The following is an 18,891-nucleotide window of genomic DNA, read 5'->3' as shown; positions in this document are numbered from 1 at the left end:
GGGACTACGGGCAGGATGACGCGGGAGGGCCGGGCGGGGTCGTGGAAGACCTGCTGGCGGGCCACTCGGGCCGTGGTCGCGCTCTCCTCCGGTTCGCCCGTGTCAGGTTGCGGTCCCAGCGGGGGAAGTTGCTGGAGGTGACCTGGACCCGTATCCGGTGACCCGCCCGGAAGACGATGCTGGTCGACCACAGGTCCACGACGTGCTCGGCCGCCTCGCCCGGCGTCGCCGCACGCACCCGCACGATGCCGTCGGCCACATTGCGGGAGACCCCGTTCTCGTCGACGTCGCACAGGCGTGCCACCCAGTCGGTCGAGGGTCCGTCCGTGGCCGCGAAGAGCACCGCCCGCACCCGGCCGGTCACCTCGACGTCATCGGTGAGCGGTTCGGTGGTGAAGACCAGGACGTCCTCACGCGCTTCGACGGCCGTCTGGTCGAGCGGCCCGGTACGGAACTCATCGGTCATCAGGAGCGCGCCGCCGGTGGTGGGCACCGGATCCATCGGGTCGTAGGTGAACTCCTCGGCCTGCTCGGCGGTGGTCGGCGGCTCCCGCGTCAGGCGTCCGCCCGCACGCAGGTGGAAGTCCGTGTCCACCGCCCGCGACAGCGGCCATTCCGTCTCCTCGCGCCACTGGTTGGTTCCCATCACGAACAGCAACACCGTGCCCGTGTCAGGCTCCAGCGCCGCCCCCTCGCCGAGCGTGCGCGCGAACCAGTCGAACTGCAGGTCGTGCACGCGTCCCCGCATGCCCATGAACTCGGAGTGCGCAGCGAATCCGAAGTTGACGTCACCGACCACGTGCTGCCAGTTGGTGTGGGTCCATGGGCCCATGATCAACGTGGCGGACCGGCCTGCCCGGCGCATGGCGGTGAAGTTGTCGAGCGTGCCCTGGGTGAAGATGTCGTACCAGCCGCCGAGTTGGAAGGTGGGCAGGTCCACCTCGTCGTGCCGGCCCGCGACAGTGCAGGACCGCGCCCAGCCGAGCTCCCGCCGGGAACGCTCGTAGCCCAGTTCGGGCAAGTCGTGCCGGGCGAACGCGGGAAACCGCCCAGCCGGCAGTTCTCCGTAACCGTCGCCCGCCAGGCCGTCCAGATCCTGCACGAGCCCGCCGAGACTGCCCACGAGCGCGCCGGGGTCGGTGCGGTGACGGCGCATCAGGGTGTCGGCGCCCTGCATCAGGGACCAGGGCACGGTGATGCCGAGCTCGATCGCACCGCCGCGCGAGAACAGCCCGTCGTCCGGATCGGACCAGGTGATCATCGGCGCGATGGCCTTCAGCTCCGGCGGCTTCGACAGTGCCGCCATCCACTGGGTGTTGCCGAAGTAGCTGCCGCCGATCATGCCGACGGAGCCGTTCGAGCCGGGCAGGGTGGCGGCCCACCGCACGGTGTCGTAGCCGTCGCTCTCCTCGTATGTCCACGGCTCCCACTCCCCTTCGGAGGCGAACCGGCCCCGCGTGTCCTGGAGGACCACCATGAAACCGCGCCGGGCCGCCGCCAGAGGTTCGAGTACGACGCCCATCATGGGCGTCTGCTTGCCGTACGGCAGCCGGCTCAGCAGCACCGGCCACGGTCCCGTGCCACCAGGCCGGTAGACATCCGCGCGCAACACCGTGCCGTCACTCATCTGAGCCGGAACATCGAACTCGATCCGAATCTCTGCCATGTGCCGCTCCTTTGCATGCCACGACGCTGTCAGGCACATGGTCGAACCTGGTCCCCGTACCGCACTACACCCGAACGGGGGTGACTACGGCGCTCCTGGGACAGTCCCGCCAGCCCGTCGGGCCGTTCCAGGGCGATGAAGCGGCCCGCTCCCGGCACCTGCGCGAAATCGGCGGCCGGCAGCAACTCCTCGTCGGTCGGCCGGTCCGAAGGCCGCGACCAGTCCTTCTCGCCGTGGACGAGGTGGACGGGTGCCTTGACCTCGGGGTAGCGCGAGCGGGCGGCGACGAGGCTGGGCATGTTCTGGTACACGGCCCTGGCGACGGTCGAGTAGCCGGGGCGGCCGCCCACCTGGAGCTGGTCGCACACGGTCACCACCTGATGCTGACCGAGTTCCGCCTGGTCGGCTGCGCACGACGTGGTCCGACCGATTTCGACCAGGCTTGTGAGATCCTCTGGGGCACGCTGTACGGCATCGCGTCGCTCAGTTACCTCGGCAGCGTCGGCAACGATCGGGCCCGCTCCCTCGTCGAACAGGCGCTTCGTACGATCCTCCTCGGCCGGCGAACCGAGACGCCGCCGAACGGTCGACCGGCGAACAGCCAGGTGCTCCGACCGCTGTGGTTCGCCGGGTTTCGAGGCAGGACCGGAGCGTTCGTCGAGTTCGTCTTCGTGGGGCTGCCGATCGATCGTGACGATGTCGAGGAGGCTCAGGAGACGGCGTTCGAGCTCGACGGCGGCCCCGGAGCGGCTCCGGGCGGTGCTGTCCGAACTGGAGTCGCGGACTGCGCGACGTTGAACGTCGTGCTGGACGGGGGGAGTTCGGGCGAGATTCAGGTCTTACGTGTCCATGACGCGCAGCGTGAACTACTGCCAAGCGCCGACCACTCAGGTGAGGCTGGGGACATCCGGGCGGCGAGTGATGCGTATCGCCGCTGGGCCACGAACCACGTTGCACCTCGGGAGTTCTCACGCGAGCAGATCACAGGCGCGGCCGTAGCCGCCGCAACGCCGTCATGGCGGTCACGGCGCTCCTGGCAGGGGGCGGTGGCCTCGTAGCCGTGAACCACGCCGCCAACGCGTCCGACGTCACCGCCACCGCTTCTACGACGCGGTCAGCCCAGACGATCAGCTGTCCGGCCGGCGGGGGAACCTCACCTCGTTGCGCTCCAGGCGATCCGACACGACAACCGCCCAAGGCAATCAGTCGGATCGGCGGTCCCACCGGCGAGCGTGGTCAGCAGGCCGCCGTCGGTCTGCTTGAGCTTGGTCACGTGGTGTCCTCGTGCGGCGACGGGGCGCCCCGAAGTGGCGCCCCGTCGCGGTGTCTTCGTCGCCCCGGTCAGTCGGCCGGTGTCAGGGCGACCTCGGCGCTGCCCGAGAGGGACGGCAGGCCGTCCGGGGGCGTGTCGGTGTAGGTGGCGTTGAAGACCGCCTTGAGGTTGTCCGAACCGGAGTGACCGCCGTCCACGAACGTCTTGAACGAACCGGAGCAGCCGTTGCTCGTCGACAGCGGGTGGCCGTGCGAGTCGTGGCCGAGGATGAACGAGACGCTGACCTTGGCGCAGTCCACCGGCTGGTCGTCGGTGACGGTGACCTGCCAGGTGACCGTGTCACCCCAGTGGAACGGGGTGCCGCCGTGCGGGGCCGGGTCGGTGGTGAGCGCGACGACCGGCGCCTTGTTGCCGACGACTACGGGGACGGACGCGGAGGCCGAACGCCCGGTGCTGTCGGTGACCTTCAGCGTGGCGTCGTAGACCGCGTTGTTGGTGAACGTGTGCTTCGGGTTCGCCTCCCTGGAATCGACTTGGCCGTCGGCGTCGAAGTCCCACGCGTAGCGGAGGGCGTCGCCGTCGGCGTCCTTCGTGCCGGCGCTGGAGAACTGGACGGTCAGCGGGCTGGTGCCGTTGACCAGGTCCGCGGCGACCTTGGGCTCGGGGGTGCGGTTGCCCCGGGTGAAGTCGATACGGGAGAGCTGGGCCTCGGGCAGTTCCGCGAAGTACCCGGTGCCGTACTCCAGGACGTACAGCGCGCCGTCCGGGCCGAACTCGGCGTCGATCGGGCCGTCCGTCTTGATCGTGGGGATCGCGTCCTCGATCTTGAGCACCTGGTTCTTCTTGCCGAGGGTGATGGCCTTCATCTGGTCGCGGGTCCACTCGTAGAAGAGCGGCTTGCCGTCGAAGTACTGGGGCCAACGGTTCTGGGCCTTGTTGCGCTTGTCGTACTGGTACGCCGGGCCGCCCATCGGGCCGATGCCGCCCGTGCCCAGCTCCGGGAACTCCGCCGACGCGCCGTAGCCGTACACGATCTCCGCGTCCTCGACCGGGGGCAGCACACTGCGGCCGGTGTTGTGACGCGAGTCGTTGACGGGCTTGGCGCAGTCGAAGGCGCCGCTGGAGGTCTGGGTGGCGAAGTCGTAGTCCTGGTACGGCATGTCCTGGGTCACGCAGAACGGCCAGCCGTAGTTGGCGGGACGGTCGACGACCATCCAGCGCCCCTGGCCGGCGGGGCCGCGGTTGGGGTTGCCGCTCTGGGCGTCGGGCGAGTAGTCGCCGACGTAGACCTCGCCGGTCTTGTCGTCGACCCCGAAGCGGAACGGGTTGCGCAGACCCATGGCGTAGATCTCGGGACGGGTCTTCGCGGTGCCCTTCGCGAAGAGGTTGCCGCTCGGTATCCGGTATCCGCCGCCGGGCTTGACCTGGATGCGCAGGACCTTGCCGCGCAGGTCGTTGGTGTTGCCCGCGGTGCGTCGCGCGTCGTACGCCGGGTTGCGCTCGGGGCGGTCGTCGAGCGGGGCGTAGCCGTCGGAGGAGAACGGGTTGGAGTCGTCGCCGGTCGACAGGAACAGGTTGCCCTTGCCGTCGAAGTCGATCTTGCCGCCGACGTGGCAGCAGATGCCGCGGTCGGCCGGTACGTCGATGACCTTCTGCTCGGTGGCGAAGTCGAGCTTGTTGCCCACGAGTTTGAACCGCGACAGACGGGTGACGCCCTTGTACTTGGCGAAGTCCGCGTCCGTGCCGAACTGCGGCGCGTCCCCTTCGTTGACCCCCGGGGTGGCCGGGTCGTCCATGGGGGTGGCGAGGCGGGGCGAGTAGTAGAGGTAGACCCAGTGGTTCTTGGCGAAGCCGGGGTCGACGGCGATGCCCTGCACGCCTTCCTCGTCGTGCTGATAGAGCCCCGCGGGGCTCTTCTTCAGGTCGGCGGCGAGGAAGTTCACGCCGCTCTTGGGGTCGTGAACGCGGACTTCTCCGGTGCGTGCCGTGTGCAGTACCCGCCGGTCGGGCAGGACAGCCAGGGCCATGGGCTCGCCCGGGCGGTCGTTGAGGGTGACCTTCTGGAAGTCCGACGCGGCCGGGGGTGCGGGGGCCGACGGGGTGGCCTGGGCTGCGGGGAGGGGAAGGAGCCCGACGGCTCCGGTCAGGGTTGCGGCCCCCAGGAGGGTGACGATCCGTCTGTTGCGCACTCAGAACTCCTTCGGTCTGGGCGGCGGCCGCGGAAAGGGTCCGCGGCCGGCCGACGGTTGCGGGTGGAGGGGCTGAAGGGCCAGGCGCGCTCGGTACGTCCGGCACCGGAGCGCGTCTGGCCGAAGGCGGGTGACGCTTCGTCAGTTGCAGGCGCGCAGGGCCGCGAGGTTGTCGTAGCCGATCTTGGCGAACTCCAGGGACTGGCCGGGGACGGTCGCGCTCGGTGCGGTGTCCTGCTCGACCATCGGGTTGCGGTGGTTCTTCGCTCCCACCCGGGTGAAGAACCGCCGGTAGTCGATGTCACCCGTGCCGAACGGCACCATGTCGTAGCCCAGGCCGCTCTGGGTGTTGACCACACCGTCCTTGGCGTGGAACAGCGGGAACCGGGCGCTGTTGCGCTCGACGAGTGCGGCCGGATCGAAGACGCGCTCGCGCTGGGAGCCGTCGTGGGCGGTGTACGTGTGGAACTTGTACTGGGCCACGTGCGCCCAGAAGACGTCCAGCTCCAGGTGGACGCTCCCCCGGTCCGTCACCTTCAGGAAGTACTCCAGCTTGCGGATTCCGGAGCTGCGGGTGGGCCGCCCCTGCGCGTCGAGCGGGCCTCCGTCGAGCAGGAAGTCGTAGGCCGCGTCGTGGTTGTGGGTGTAGAGCTTGATGCCCTCGCGGCGTGCGACGGCGCCCAGGGTGTTCCATTTCTGCGCGGCGACGTCCCAGTCGGCCCGGTAGGGGGTGTTGGTGGGGTCGGCGCCGGTGCCCATGTGCTCCATGCCGAGGATGTTGGCGATCTCCAGCCAGCCCTTGAAGGTGTCACGGTCGGACGACGTGAGCGGCCAGGACGGCGGGATGTAGCCGTGGCTGCCCTGCGCCCGCAGCCCGTACTCGTCCAGCCATGAGCGCAGGAGCCTCGCGCCCTTGACCGTGCCCAGATCGGCGCCGCCGGGCGCGTTGGCGTGCTGGCCGTAGCCGGCGAACTCCACCTGGCGATAGCCGAAGCGCGACAGTTGCTTGAACACCTCACGGAAGCCGGAGGGCAGGTCGGAGGCCAGCGGGTCACGGCCGACCGCGTCCCGGACGGTGTAGAGGATGATGCCGCGCTTGTGCGGCGGAACCAGCGCGGAACGGTCACGGTCATGGCCTGCGGCCGCCGTCGATCTGTTCTGCGCCAGGGCGGGCGCCGCGCCGAAGACCGGGGCGGCGATCGCCGCTCCGGTGACGGCCGTGCAGGTGCTGAGGAAGCGGCGGCGGTTGACGCCGAGTGTGCGGCGCAGGGCGTCGTCGGTGACGGCTTCGTCGTTGAACGCGGTCACAGTGGTTCTCTCTTTCGTTGTTGTGGTGCTGCGGGTGCCCGGCGGCTGTCGCCTCCGGCCAGGCCGGCGTGCCGCAGGAGAATTGACTTCACTTCGGTGGCCGTGGCCGCTCCACGGCCGGCACTGCGGGCGGGATGGAGAACAGGACGAGCGAACGGTCGTCGTCGCTCGGGGGGAAGCGTCCGTCGCTGCCGCGAACAGGTGACGGGCCGAGGGGCACGACCGTCATACGGCGATGCGGGTGGTGCTTCTCGCGGGCGGGCGCTGCGGCTGCCGGGGGCCTTGGCGTGGGGGGCGAGCGGCTCCATGAACGCTTCGCCCGGATCGTGGTGCCCAGACTTTGCCGCCGGCCGCCGAACCGATGTGCCGGCGCCCCAGCGGTACGTCGCCGAGTTCGCGGAAGTAGCACCGGGCCGCGAGTTCGGGGGCGTGCGGGTCGAGGTGCGGGTGGCCGAGTTTGAGTCCGACCCCGTCGTAGCCCGGGCCCGCGAGCAGGCCGAGGGCGTTGCCGGGACGCGGGCCGGTCACGCTGTGGGTGCCATGGCCGAGGCGGCGTCGCCGGCGGGCGTCATGTGTGGCTCACCTTCGTGCGGGGGGGCGCATGCCACGGGTAGGCGCCCCCGTGCCGCCGCAGGAGAGATGCAGCCGGAGGGGACAGGCCGAGGGGGGCCAGGAGGAGGGCGCGGATCACTGTGCCTCCCTCAGACGGTCGGCGAACGACAGCAGCGCGGTGAACTGCTCCGAAAGACCCGACGGGCCCGCGTCGGGGTCCTTGAAGTAGAACCCCAACTGCGCGAGCGGGCCGGACAGGCCCACCTCGTGGGCGCGGGCGACCAGGCGGGCCAGGTCCAGGACGAGCGGTGCGGCCAGGGCCGAGTCGCAGCCCTGCCAGATGGTCTGCAGGATCATGCGCGACCCGAGGAAGCCCTCGAAGGCGATGTGGTCCCAGGCGGTCTTCCAGTCGCCGAGTACCGGTACGTCGTCGATGTGCACCTCGCCCTGTGGTGTGTGCCCGAGGGTGTCGGCCAGGACGCGTTCCTTGCCGGCGTTCTTCGCCGCGGCCGCGCCCGGGTCGGCCAGGGCCGCCCCGTCACCGCCGCCCAGCAGGTTGGTGCCGGACCAGGCGCGGACCTCGAGGGCGCGCTGGACGAACATCGGGGCGAGCGCGGCTCGTAACAGGGTCTGGCCGGTCTTTCCGTCACGGCCCGCGTGGGGCAGTGCGCCGGCCGCGGCGGCATCCGTGAGGGCCGAGGTACGCAATCCGGTGGACGGCGTGAAGTTGACGTAGGGGCAGCCGGCTCGAACGGCGGCGGCCGCGTACAGAGAGCTGGGTGGCAGCCGTACGGTGTCGGGCGCGGGCAACGGCTCGGTGGAGGACACGTTGACGACGACCACCCGTGCCAGTGCGTTGCGCCCGCGGAAGGAGGTGAGGTCGGCCGCGAAGGCCGCGATGAGTTCCTCGTCGCTTCTTGTGTCGCCCGGGAGCGGGCCGCCGAGCTGTATCTCCTCGTCCGCGGCCTGGAGTTCGGCCCGCACGGCGGGACCCAGCCCGTGCGGCAGGACACCCGCGTCGGTGAGCTGTTCGGCCCGCTTGGGCAGCGGGCTCTGGGCTGTGTCATGGCCGCCGAAGACGAGCGTGGGCAGCGGCGGCAGACCTGTGCCGTCGAAGGGTGCGGTCTCGGTGACCATGCCGGTCGGCGGCCACAGCCCGGCGGTGATCGCCGCGCATCCGGCGACGGCGGTGGTGGCGACCGATCCGCGGGCTCCGACGAACCAGACACCGGTACGTGTTGTCCGCCCGCCGGTCCGGGGCTTCGATGCGTTCCCGTCTTGGTTCACGTGCTGCCTCCCTGCCATGTCGATATTCCGATGTGGTTGGCGGACGGTGGGCAGGGGCTCGGTGGCCTCCCGCCCACCGTCGGCATGGGGACGGCTTCGGCCGCGGCTCGGAGGTCTGCTCCGTGATGCGCGCGGTTGCGGCGTGCGAGGGGGCGGCAAGGGGCCGCCGCTGAGAAGTGCGCGGTGCCTGAAGGTCCTTGGCCCTGCGCCGTGCAGGGTCGTCGTCTTCGGTTGTCCGGTCGATCGAGGGGTGCGCCGTACGGCTGTGACGCGTCGTCAGTCTCGAACCACTGTGCGGCTCTTGTACACGAAGGGACCGTAGCCTCGTTCGTCCTTGGCCGGAACCCCTCGCGCAGGGAAACGGCTAACTTTCTCCAGAGTCAGGACAAAGCGGTTTCCGGGCAGCCCGCATCGACCCGGCGGCTCTCCCACTGCCGCGCACCGACCGGTTCCTGGCTCTCACCAGGCCGAAAGGTGGCAGGACGCCTACTTGTCGCTGCCGCCGAACGCCGCGTCGAACGAGGCCGTCGGCGGGTCGAAGTCGTACGCCTTGAGGCGGGTCAGTGCTTCGGGTGCGCCGTGGAGTCGGTCCATGCCCGCGTCCTCCCACTCGACGGAGACGGGGCCCCGGTAGTCGATGGAGCGCAGCATGCGGAAGACGTCTTCCCAGGGGACGTCGCCGTGGCCGGCGGACACGAAGTCCCAGCCGCGGCGGGGGTCGCCCCAGGGCAGATGTGAGCCGAGGCGGCCGTTGCGGCCGTCGAGCCTTGTGCGGGCCTCTTTGCAGTCGACGTGGTAGATCCGGTCACGGAAGTCGTAGAGGAAGCCGACCGGGTCGAGGTCCTGCCACACGAAGTGGGAGGGGTCGAAGTTCAGGCCGAAGGCGGGCCGGTGGTCGACTGCCTCCAGGGCGCGCTGGGTTGTCCAGTAGTCGTAGGCGATCTCGCTGGGGTGGACCTCGTGGGCGAACCGCACGCCCTGGGCGTCGAAGACGTCGAGGATCGGGTTCCAGCGGTCGGCGAAGTCCTGGTAGCCGCGGTCGATCATCGACTCGGGGGCGGGCGGGAACATCGCGACCAGGTGCCAGATCGCGGAGCCGGTGAAGCCGATGACGGTGTCGACGCCGAAGGCCGCCGCCGCCCGCGCGGTGTCGGCGATCTCCGCCGCCGCCCGCCGCCGTACGCCCTCCGCGTCACCGTCGCCCCAGATACGGGCGGGCAGGATCGCCTGGTGCCGCTCGTCGATGATGGCGTCGCACACCGCCTGGCCGACCAGGTGGTTGGAGATCGCCCAGCACTTGAGGCCGTATTTGTCGAGGAGCTGGTGGCGGCCCGCCAGATAGGAAGGGTCCGCGAGCGCCTTGTCGACCTCGAAGTGATCGCCCCAGCAGGCGAGTTCGAGACCGTCATAGCCGAAGTCACGGGCCAGACGGCAGACCTCTTCGAGAGGCAGGTCGGCCCACTGGCCGGTGAACAGGGTGAACGGGCGTGGCATGGTGCCTCCGAGCGGGGTTCCTTGCCGGTTTTCTACCGGACTTCGGCCGCGACGGCCTGGACAGGGGTGTAGACGGAGTTCTTCCGCGCGCTCTCCTCCACGGCGGCGAGCACCCGCTGGACCTGCAGACCGTCGGCGAAGGACGGCCTCGGGTCGGTTCCGGACGCGATGGCCTCGACGAGGTCGCGGGCCTGGTGGACGAAGGTGTGCTCGTAGCCGAGCACGTGGCCGGGCGGCCACCAGCCCTCCAGGTAGGGGTGATCGGCCTCGGTGACGACGATCCTGCGGAACCCCGCCGTGGCGGCGGGCTCCCGATGGTCGTGGAAGGACAGCTCGTTGAGCCGCTCCAGATCGAAGGCGAGCGAGCCGAACTCACCGTTGATCTCCAGGCGCAGGGCGTTCTTGCGCCCGGACGCCATGCGGGTCGCCTCGAACGTGGCGAGCGCTCCCGAGGCGAGCCGGCCCGTGAAGACGGCGGCGTCGTCGACCGTCACGGGCCCACGCAGCGGGCCGCCGGACGCCATAAGCCCGGAGGACGCACCGTTGAGGCGGGGGCGTTCCTTCACGAAGGTCTCCATCTGGGCGGAGACGCCGACCAGGGCCTCACCAGCCAGGTACTGGGCGAGGTCGACGATGTGCGCGCCGAGGTCGCCGAGTACCCCCGATCCCGCGTGCTCCCGCTGCAGCCGCCAGGTCAGCGGGAAGTCGGGGTCGACCAGCCAGTCCTGGAGGTAGCCGACCCGTACGTGGCGCAGGGTGCCGAGCCTGCCGTCCGCTATGAGGCCGCGCGCGAAGGTGAGGGCCGGCACGCGTCGGTAGTTGAAGCCCACCATCGCCAACTGCCCGCGAGAGCGGGCCGCTTCGGCGGCTGCGACCATGGCCTCCGCCTCGGCGACCGAGTTGGCCAGGGGCTTCTCGCACAGCACGTGCTTGCCTGCCGCCAGCGCCGCGACGGCGATCTCCGCATGGCTGTCGCCCGGTGTGCAGATGTCGACGAGTTGCACGTCGTCGCGGGCTATGAGGGCGCGCCAGTCGGTCTCTGTCGCGGCCCAGCCGTGCTTGGTCGCTGCCGCTCGGACGGCACCCGGGTCGCGGCCACAGATCGCGGCGAGCACCGGGCGCCGGGGCAGGTCGAAGACGTGGCCCGCAGTGCGCCAGCCCTGGGAGTGGGCTGCGCCCATGAACGCGTAGCCGACCATGCCGACGCCCAGTGTCGGCGTATCGGCGTCTGCCTGTCCCATACGGAGGTCCTCCTGGTGGTGGGGGTGATTCAGTGGGTCGGCCGCAGGTCCGTCGTGGCTGGTCGCGCAGTTCCCCGCGCCCCCATCGGGCGCGGCTGAACCGCATGCCTGAATCAGCCGCCCAGCCCCTGGCCCCGTTACCTCTACTTGAAGCCGGTCGGCATGTACTGGTCGACGTTGGTCTTGTCGACGACCGCCGAGTAGAGCGTCAGGGAGGAGGGGATCTCGAACTCGGAGAGGCCGCTCACCCCCTTGCCCTGGCCCAGAGCGCGGGCCAGGTCGATGGCGGAGGCGGCCATGGTCGGCGGGTACAGGACGGTCGCCTTGAGCACGCTGTTGCCGGCCTTGATGGCGTCCATCGCGGACCTGGCGCCCGCGCCGCCGACCATCAGGAAGTCGTCGCGGCCTGCCTGGTCGATGGCCCGCAGCGCGCCCACGCCCTGGTCGTCGTCGTGGTTCCACAGCGCGTCGAAGCTCGACTGGGCCTGCAGCAGTTGGGCCATCTTGGCCTGGCCGGACTCGACCGTGAAGTCGGCCGCCTGGCGGGCCACCTTGCGGATGTTGGGGTAGTTCTTCAGGGCGTCGTCGAAGCCCTTGGTGCGCTGCTGGGTCAGTTCGAGGTTGTCGAGGCCGGCCAGTTCGACGACCTTGGCGTTGTTCCTGCCCTTGAGCTGCTCGCCGATGTAGTGCCCGGCGTTCAGGCCCATGCCGTAGTTGTCGCCGCCGATCCAGCAACGGTAGGCCTGCGGGGAGGCGAACACGCGGTCCAGGTTGACGACGGGGATACCTGCCCGCATGGCCTGCAGGCCGACCTGGGTGAGCGCCTTGCCGTCGGCCGGAAGGATCACCAGGACGTCGACCTTCTTGTTGATCAGTGTCTGGACCTGGCCGATCTGCTGGGCGGTGTCGTTGGAGCCCTCAGTGATCTCCAGCGTGACGTCCGAGTACTTCTTCGCACGCGACTTGGCGTTGGAGTTGATGGCGTTGAGCCAGCCGTGGTCGGCCTGCGGTCCGGCGAAGCCGATGGTGACGGCCTTGCCCGGCTTGTCGTCCGCGACCGGGGCGGCGTTGTCCGCGGCCTGTTCCTGGTCCTTGGACTCGTTGCTGGTACAGGCCGTGAGCAACGCGCCGGCGGAAACGGCGGCGGTGCCGAACAGCAGTGCTCTACGGCTGGTGGCGGGGGTTTTTGCCATGACGGATCGACCCTTCGGCTGGGTGGTGTGCGGGAGCGGGAGGAGGCGGGGGGGGCCGGACGGCGGTGGTCAGGCACCGCCGTCCGGCGTGCCGCACGGTGTCAGGTGTCGCCGTGCGGCGAGCGGCGCTGGACCAGGACCGCGGCAACGATGATGGCGCCCTTCGCGATCTGCTGGACAGCGGTCTCCAGGTTGTTCAGAGCGAAGATGTTGGTGATCGTGGTGAAGACCAGGACACCGAGGACGGAGCCGACGATGGTGCCGCGGCCGCCGCTGAGCAGGGAGCCGCCGATGATCGCCGCGGCGATGGCGTCCAGCTCGTACAGGTTGCCGTTGGTGTTCTGTCCTGATCCGGCGAGCACGATCAGCATGAAGGCGGCGATACCGCAGCACAGCCCGGACAGCAGGTACAGGTACAGGCGCTGGCGGCGCACGTCGATGCCGGCGAGGCGGGCCGCTTCCGCGTTGCCGCCGACCGCGACGGTACGGCGGCCGAAGGTGGTGCGGTTGAGCACCAGCCAACCGATGACGGTGACCGCGGCGAAGATCAGGACGAGGGGTGGGACGCCGAGTATGTAGGAGTCCCTGGCACCCAGATCGAGCACCGATTCGACGCTCACGATCTGCGTGCTGCCGTCCGTGATCTGCAGCGCGAGGCCACGGGCGGAGGCGAGCATGGCCAGCGTCGCGATGAACGGCACCATCCTGCCGTAGGCGATCAGCAGACCGTTCACGAGACCACAGCCCACACCGACGATCATCGCGGTGAAGAGGATGCCCGCGAAGCCGAACTCCTGGGTGGCCACGGTCGTCGCCCACACCGAGGCGAGCGCCACGATCGCGCCGACCGACAGGTCGATGCCGCCGCTGGTGATGACGAAGGTCATGCCGACGGTGACGACGCCGATCACGGACGCCTGGGTGAGGACGAGCTGCAGATTGCTCGTCGCGAGGAACTCGTTCGGTGCGGTGATCCCGCCGACCGCGACGAGGACGGCGAGGACTCCGAGCAACGACAGGGTGCGCACGTCCCACCCCCACCGCGGACCCGATCGGCGCGAACTCCCGTGCTCCCCCGCCAACTTGGCGGCGGACGTCGGCGCACCCTCGTGCGCCGCGGTGCCTGGCTGTGTCATGGCGTCGGGCTCCCTTCCATCACAAGATCAAGTACGCGGTGCTCGTCGAGCTCACGGGCGTCCGCCGTGTGCACAACGCTGCCTTCGCGCAGCACCAGCACCCGGTCGGCGAGGCCCAGGACCTCGGGCACCTCACTGGACACGAGAAGTACGGCAAGGCCCTCGTCGGCCAGGCGGCGAATCACCGCGTAGAGCTCCGCCCGGGCGCCGATGTCGACACCCCTGGTCGGCTCGTCCAGCAACAGCACCTTGCAGCCGCGCAGCAGCCAGCGGGCGAGCACGGCCTTCTGCTGGTTGCCGCCGGACAGGGTCCTGATCGCGGCGTCGGGATTGTCCGGCCGCAGGGACAGTTCCCGCACCGCCTGGTGCGTCGCGGCCCGCTCGGTACGGCGGTCGAGCCACCCCGCGCGGGCGAACCGGGACAGCGTGGAGATCGAGACGTTGCTGCTGACGGATTCCAGCATCAGCAGGCCCTGTGCCTTGCGCTCCTCGGGCGCGAGACCGATGCCGGCGCGGACGGCGGCGCGGACACTTCCGGGGCGCAGGGGTGTGCCGTCGACCAGGACACGGCCTTCGTCGGCTTTGCGAGCGCCGTAGATCGTCTCCAGGATCTCGCTGCGCCCGGAACCGACAAGCCCTGCCAGACCGACGATCTCACCGGGCCGCAGCTCCAGGTCGACGGGGGTGAACTCCCCTCGCCTGCTCAGCCCTTCGACCTTCAGCACCGGTTCCCGCTCCGCCGCGAACCCGGCCTCGGGCCGCTCGGGGAAGACGTACTCCACGTTCCGCCCGGTCATCAGGGCCACGACCTCATGGGTCGGTGTGCTCTTGGCGGGCAGGCCGCCCGCGACCGACCGGCCCTCCTTCAGGACCGTGACCCGGTCGCCGATGCGCCGGATCTCGTCGAGCCGGTGGGAGATGTAGATGACGGCGACGCCGTCGGCCGTCAGATCGCCGACGATCCTGAACAGGTTGTCCACCTCTTCGGGGTCGAGCGCCGCCGACGGCTCGTCCATCACGATCAACCGAACCTCGTGGGACAGTGCGCGGGCCATGGAGACGATCTGCTGCTGCGCCGCTGACAGGTCACCGACGAGCCGGGTCGGATCGATCTCCGCGTGCCCCAGCCGTTTCAGCAGCTCCGTGGTCGCCGTACGGGCGGCGGAGCCACGCACGACGAACCCGGCCGACGTGGGTTCATGTCCGAGATAGACGTTCTCCGCGACGGACAGCCCCTCGATCAGATCGAGTTCCTGGTAGATGGTGGCAATCCCGAGACGCATGGCGGCGATCGGCGACCGCAGGGTCACGGGCTCACCCTGCCAGGTGATCTCACCGCTGTCAGGCTGGTGTGCGCCGGCCAGGACCTTGATGAGAGTCGACTTTCCGGCTCCGTTCTGGCCGAGCAGGCAGTGCACTTCGCCGGCCTGGACGTCGAGGGCGACGCCGTCGAGGGCCCGGACTCCGGGGAACGACTTGGTGATGCCGGACATGGTGAGCAGGGGTGGTTGTGGTGCCATGAAGGATCCCCTCGGCGGGTGCGGTCCGTGAGCGGGCAGGACAGGGCTGGGCTGGGCTGGATGTCTCGGTTGCGTGGGCGGCTGTGGGAGCCCCGGTGTCGTCCGCGCCGGGCCGACGCGGAGGCTGGGAACGGCGGGGCAGGAGTGATCGCCCGGCCAAGGTGCAGGGGGTGACGGCCGCCGACACTTCATGGGGGTTACGGTCTTGCTGTGGCATTCGCGGTGACACCGGTGACCTCACTGGCGCGCGAGTGGCTCTGCTGATGTCGCCGGGGCGTCACGGGGTTGCCGCGGCGCACCGCGGGGTGCGGGATCGTCAACGAGGGTGCGCTGACACTTGGTTGTGGGCTTGGTCGGTGGCGCCACCGGGTTGCACCGGCGCGCCCGGTGATCCGCTGCCGCCGGGTTCGGGCAGTGGTCAGGCCGGCGAGAAGACATGGTCGCTGATGAGCCGGGCCGCGCCGATGGCTCCGGCAGCCGACCCCAACTCCCCCAGCACGATGGGCAGGTTGCCCGTGGCCAGCGGCAACGACTGCCGGTACACCTGGGTCCGGACGCTGGCCAGCAACGTGTGCCCGAGCCCGGTCACTCCGCCGCCGATCACCACCAGTCCCGGATTGAAGAAACTGACGAGCCATCCGATGACCTGGCCCAGGTGCTGTCCGCCTTCGCGGATCAGCTCCAGAGCCACCGGTTCCCCGGCCGCCGCGGCAGCCGACACATCCTCGGCCGTCAGGCGTCCGGATGCCTCCAACCGGGCGGCGAGGTGTGCGGAGCGGCCCTCACGCGCGGCCCGCTCCGCGTCAGCGGCCAGCGCGGCACCGCTGAAGTGGGCCTCCAGGCAGCCCCGGTTGCCGCACACGCACGAGCGGCCTTCCGGTTCCACCTGGATATGTCCGATGTCGCCGGCGCTGCCCGTCACCCCACGGTGGACCTCACCACCGACGACGATGCCGCAGCCGATACCGGTACCGATCTTGACGCAGAGGAAGTCGCCCACGGAACGGGCGACGCCCGCGTGCTGCTCCCCCATCGCCATCAGGTTCACGTCGTTGTCGACCATCACCGGGCAGCCCAGTTCCTGACTGAGCGCCTCCCGTACGGGGAAGCCGTCCCAGCCGGGCATGATCGGCGGGGCGACCGGCACACCCTCGGGGAAGCGGACCGGACCCGGGACGCCGATACCGGCGCCGTCGAACCCCTCCGCGAGCCCGGAAGCCCTCAACTTCGCGGCCATCACCAGGACTTGCTCGAAGACCGCGACCGGGCCCTCACGTACGTCCATCGGGTGATTCAGCTGCCCCAGGACCTCCAACTCCGCATTGGTCACGGCGACATCGATCGACGTGGCACCAATGTCGACGCCGAGAAAACGCAGTGTCGGCGCGAGCCGGATGTTGTGCGACCGACGGCCGCCCCGGGACGGGGCCAGCCCGTCCGCGACGACCAGACCCGTCTCCAGCAGTCGGTCGACCTCGACTGCCAGTTTCGAACGGGACAGGTCCACAAGATCACCCAGCTGGGCACGCGAGTTGGACCCGTTGTCACGCAGCAGGCGAAGCAGTCGCGCCTGATGCGCGTTCTCAGGTCGAGCAGTCATCCGTCTCACGTTCCCTCCCCTCACCCACGACTGGGGTCCCGGAGGCCGGCTTTCGCCGACTGCGTCGTCAGGCTGTCGAAGAGGAACGTAACAGCGATTTTCCAGACTGAGAAGCACTTGTGCGGCAGTCGGGCATTCTTTTTCCACCTACAGGACAAAGATGAGGGACCTCCCATCCGCGCGAGGGACTTCACGATGCCCGGACGGGGAGCTACGCCGACTCCGCCCTTCCGGCACTGCGGCAGTAAATGCGTAACGTCGAACGCCGACTCACGAGAGGCTGACACCATGCGGAAACTGACCTTTGCCATGAACGTGAGCCTGGACGGCTACATCGCCGCGCCCGGCGACGACCTCGGCTGGAGCGTGCCGAGCGACGAGCTGTTCCAGTGGTGGTCCGACCGGGTGGACGTGGCCGGCCTCGGCGGCCGGACGACCGCCCTGCCCATGGCCGCGTCGGTTCTCGGCCTCGCCCGGGCGGCGGCCTGCTGCTTCCTCGCCCTGTGCCGGCCCTGGCGACCCGGCGCCGACCCGCTGGCCCAGTCCTCCGGTTGATGCCGGCACCGGCCCGCTGCCGCACATCACCGACGCGGCCACATCACTCGCCTTCTCCAGGAGCCGCACCTCCCGAGACGGATCCACGTGATCCGGGAACGCCCCCTCCGGCCGGCCGCGAAGCGGCCGGATACAGTGCGCGAGAAGGCAGCGTGGCAGAGAGGGGAAGCGTGACCGACACCAGCGACACTCGATCCGCCGACAGCGATGTGCGCAGTCCACGGCAGAGCCGCGTGCTCCGCCTGCTGCGCTATCTCCCCCTGGTCGCACCCGTCCTGCTGTGGACCGTGCCCTGCTGGGTGCTGCTGTACGCCGGGCAGCACTGGCCGCTGCCCGTCACCCTGGCCGGCACCGCCCTGTTCGCCCTCGGGCTGATCGGTATGCCGCTCGCGATGGTGCGCGGCCACGGACGGCGCCAGCAGGACTGGGCGGCGATCACTGGTGGCACCCTGCTGGGCGCCAGCTGGGTCGTGTTCACCTGGTCCGTCCTGCTCGGTGTCCTGCTGCGGGCAGCCCTGACCGTGGCCGGCGTCGGAGACGGCCAGGATCGGGCCCGCGTCGTCACCTGGGCCGTCCTCGGCGTCGCCGCCGTACTGCTCGCCTGGGGGTACGCCGAGGCCCGTCGCGTACCACGAGTCCGCGAGCTGGACGTTCTGCTCCCGCGCCTGGGCGCCGGGCTGGACGGCACCCGTGTCGCCCTCATCACCGACACGCACTACGGGCCCCTCGACCGCGCCCGCTGGTCGGCACGGGTCTGCGAGGTCGTGAACACCCTGGAGGCCGACCTGGTCTGCCATGCCGGTGACATCGCGGACGGCACGGCCGAGCGACGCCGCGCCCAGGCCGCCCCGCTCGGCACCGTGCGGGCCGGCCGGGCCCGGGTCTACGTCACCGGCAACCACGAGTACTACAGCGAGGCCCAGGGCTGGGTCGACCTGATGGGCGAGCTGGGCTGGGAACCGCTGCGCAACAGTCATCTGCTGCTCGAACGGGGCGGCGACACCCTCGTCGTCGCCGGCGTGGACGACGTCACCGCCGAGTCCTCCGGCCTGGCAGGCCACCGCGCCCACCTCGCCGGGGCCCTGGACGGCGCCGATCCCGATCTCCCCGTTCTGCTCCTGGCCCACCAGCCCAAGTTCGTCGACCGGGCGGCGGACGCGGGCATCGACCTCCAGCTCTCAGGCCACACCCACGGCGGCCAGATCTGGCCCTTCCACCACCTGGTCCGCCTCGACCAGCCCGCCCTCGCCGGCCTCAGTCACCACGGCACCCGCACCCTCCTCTACACCAGCCGCGGCACCGGCTTCTGGGGCCCGCCGTTCCGCGTCTTCGCCCCCAGCGAGATCACCCTGCTCGTGCTCCGCTCGCCCGTGCCGGCACCCGGCCGTCGAGGGTGAGCAGGGTGGTGTAGTTCGCCGTCACTTCGTACGGCGGTGTTCGTCACGGCGTCGCTCCGTCTCCCGCGTAGAGGTAACCGCCGGGGTTGGCGGGGTCCGCGATCAGTAGTACCTGATCGCCGGTGCGGGGGATGCGCAGTTTCGACACGATGGTCTGGAGCGTGAACGGGTCGGCGGTGGCCCCGGTCAGCTGGAGGACCAGGTCGACTACCGGATCGAAGTTGACCAGCTTGCCGGTATCGCCGATCGACACGACGACGGCGGGGACCGTCGGTACACCCATGGCGAGCAACTGCCGCACGTTGGCACCGGAGTTGTATGCGCCGAGCGACTGCTGGAGCTTGGCGTAGTCCTCCCCGCCGAGCGTCGCGCGGGTCATCCGGCCGTAGAAACCCTTGCCGCCGGCCACCTGCTCCACGATCTTGGCGGCCTTCTCCTCGCGGCTCCTGCGCTTGCCGAAGATTCCCATTCCGTGCCTGC

The 18,891-nt window shown here is 70.1% G+C and carries 14 protein-coding genes and 2 pseudogenes; 3 read left to right on the top strand and 13 right to left on the bottom strand.

Annotated features, from left to right (window positions below; translation table 11 throughout):
* Window positions 1-4 precede the first annotated feature (4 nt).
* The gene (locus PV734_RS00400; protein ID WP_319288469.1) at window positions 5-1,666 is read right to left on the bottom strand and encodes a CocE/NonD family hydrolase; all 1,662 of its coding nucleotides are present in this window, start codon (window positions 1,664-1,666) and stop codon (window positions 5-7) included.
* 29 nt (window positions 1,667-1,695) lie between these two features.
* Window positions 1,696-2,022 (bottom strand): annotated as a pseudogene (locus tag PV734_RS00395) (alpha/beta fold hydrolase); the annotation flags it as partial.
* A gap of 24 nt (window positions 2,023-2,046) precedes the next feature.
* Between PV734_RS00395 and PV734_RS00390 the strand changes: the two are divergent.
* Window positions 2,047-2,724 carry a hypothetical protein gene (locus PV734_RS00390; RefSeq protein ID WP_319288468.1) on the top strand — a complete coding sequence of 226 codons (678 nt, stop codon included), beginning with the start codon at window positions 2,047-2,049 and terminating at the stop codon, window positions 2,722-2,724.
* A gap of 283 nt (window positions 2,725-3,007) precedes the next feature.
* Here PV734_RS00390 and PV734_RS00385 read toward each other — a convergent pair whose 3' ends face one another.
* The 10 genes from PV734_RS00385 to PV734_RS00340 form a co-directional block, all read right to left on the bottom strand.
* A complete protein-coding gene (locus PV734_RS00385) occupies window positions 3,008-5,128 on the bottom strand; it encodes a PQQ-dependent sugar dehydrogenase (RefSeq protein ID WP_319288467.1) in 2,121 nt (706 codons plus the stop codon).
* A 141-nt stretch (window positions 5,129-5,269) separates the two neighbouring features.
* Complete coding sequence (locus PV734_RS00380) at window positions 5,270-6,436, bottom strand: sugar phosphate isomerase/epimerase family protein (protein WP_319288466.1); 1,167 nt, start codon at window positions 6,434-6,436, stop codon at window positions 5,270-5,272.
* 225 nt (window positions 6,437-6,661) lie between these two features.
* Window positions 6,662-6,964 (bottom strand): hypothetical protein, encoded by a 303-nt coding sequence (locus PV734_RS45740; RefSeq protein WP_415924131.1) that lies wholly within the window; start codon window positions 6,962-6,964, stop codon window positions 6,662-6,664.
* Between the two features lie 159 nt (window positions 6,965-7,123).
* Entirely contained in the window at window positions 7,124-8,275 is a 1,152-nt protein-coding gene (locus PV734_RS00370; protein WP_319288465.1) for an inositol-3-phosphate synthase, read from the bottom strand.
* A gap of 486 nt (window positions 8,276-8,761) precedes the next feature.
* Complete coding sequence (locus tag PV734_RS00365; protein ID WP_319288464.1) at window positions 8,762-9,769, bottom strand: sugar phosphate isomerase/epimerase family protein; 1,008 nt, start codon at window positions 9,767-9,769, stop codon at window positions 8,762-8,764.
* A 32-nt stretch (window positions 9,770-9,801) separates the two neighbouring features.
* Complete coding sequence (locus PV734_RS00360) at window positions 9,802-11,010, bottom strand: Gfo/Idh/MocA family oxidoreductase (RefSeq protein ID WP_319091437.1); 1,209 nt, start codon at window positions 11,008-11,010, stop codon at window positions 9,802-9,804.
* Between the two features lie 143 nt (window positions 11,011-11,153).
* Window positions 11,154-12,203: a substrate-binding domain-containing protein gene (locus PV734_RS00355; RefSeq protein ID WP_319091436.1), complete on the bottom strand. Its 1,050-nt coding sequence runs from the start codon at window positions 12,201-12,203 to the stop codon at window positions 11,154-11,156.
* Between the two features lie 101 nt (window positions 12,204-12,304).
* Window positions 12,305-13,339, bottom strand: coding sequence for an ABC transporter permease (locus PV734_RS00350; RefSeq protein ID WP_319091435.1), 1,035 nt, complete (start codon window positions 13,337-13,339; stop codon window positions 12,305-12,307).
* Window positions 13,336-14,859, bottom strand: a complete 1,524-nt coding sequence (locus PV734_RS00345; RefSeq protein ID WP_319091434.1) for a sugar ABC transporter ATP-binding protein — start codon at window positions 14,857-14,859, stop codon at window positions 13,336-13,338. Before PV734_RS00345 ends, PV734_RS00350 begins: the two co-directional genes overlap by 4 nt.
* 418 nt (window positions 14,860-15,277) lie before the next feature.
* On the bottom strand, window positions 15,278-16,459 hold the full coding sequence (locus PV734_RS00340; RefSeq protein WP_319091433.1) for an ROK family transcriptional regulator: 1,182 nt from the start codon (window positions 16,457-16,459) through the stop codon (window positions 15,278-15,280).
* Window positions 16,460-16,747: 288 nt separating this feature from the next.
* Here PV734_RS00340 and PV734_RS00335 point away from each other — a divergent pair.
* Together PV734_RS00335 and PV734_RS00330 are read left to right on the top strand one after the other, a co-directional pair.
* Window positions 16,748-16,882: pseudogene (locus PV734_RS00335) on the top strand (dihydrofolate reductase); the annotation flags it as partial.
* Between the two features lie 302 nt (window positions 16,883-17,184).
* Window positions 17,185-18,411, top strand: coding sequence for a metallophosphoesterase (locus tag PV734_RS00330; RefSeq protein WP_319091432.1), 1,227 nt, complete (start codon window positions 17,185-17,187; stop codon window positions 18,409-18,411).
* 43 nt (window positions 18,412-18,454) lie between these two features.
* Here PV734_RS00330 and PV734_RS00325 read toward each other — a convergent pair whose 3' ends face one another.
* Entirely contained in the window at window positions 18,455-18,880 is a 426-nt protein-coding gene (locus tag PV734_RS00325) for a hypothetical protein (RefSeq protein WP_319091431.1), read from the bottom strand.
* Window positions 18,881-18,891 lie beyond the last annotated feature (11 nt).

Origin of the sequence: Streptomyces sp. AK08-02 (genome assembly GCF_033795085.1) — a bacterium.
GTDB lineage: Bacteria > Actinomycetota > Actinomycetes > Streptomycetales > Streptomycetaceae > Streptomyces > Streptomyces echiniscabiei.
The sequence above is the reverse complement of the archived record's forward strand: the minus strand, read 5'-3'. Positions and strand labels throughout refer to the sequence as shown.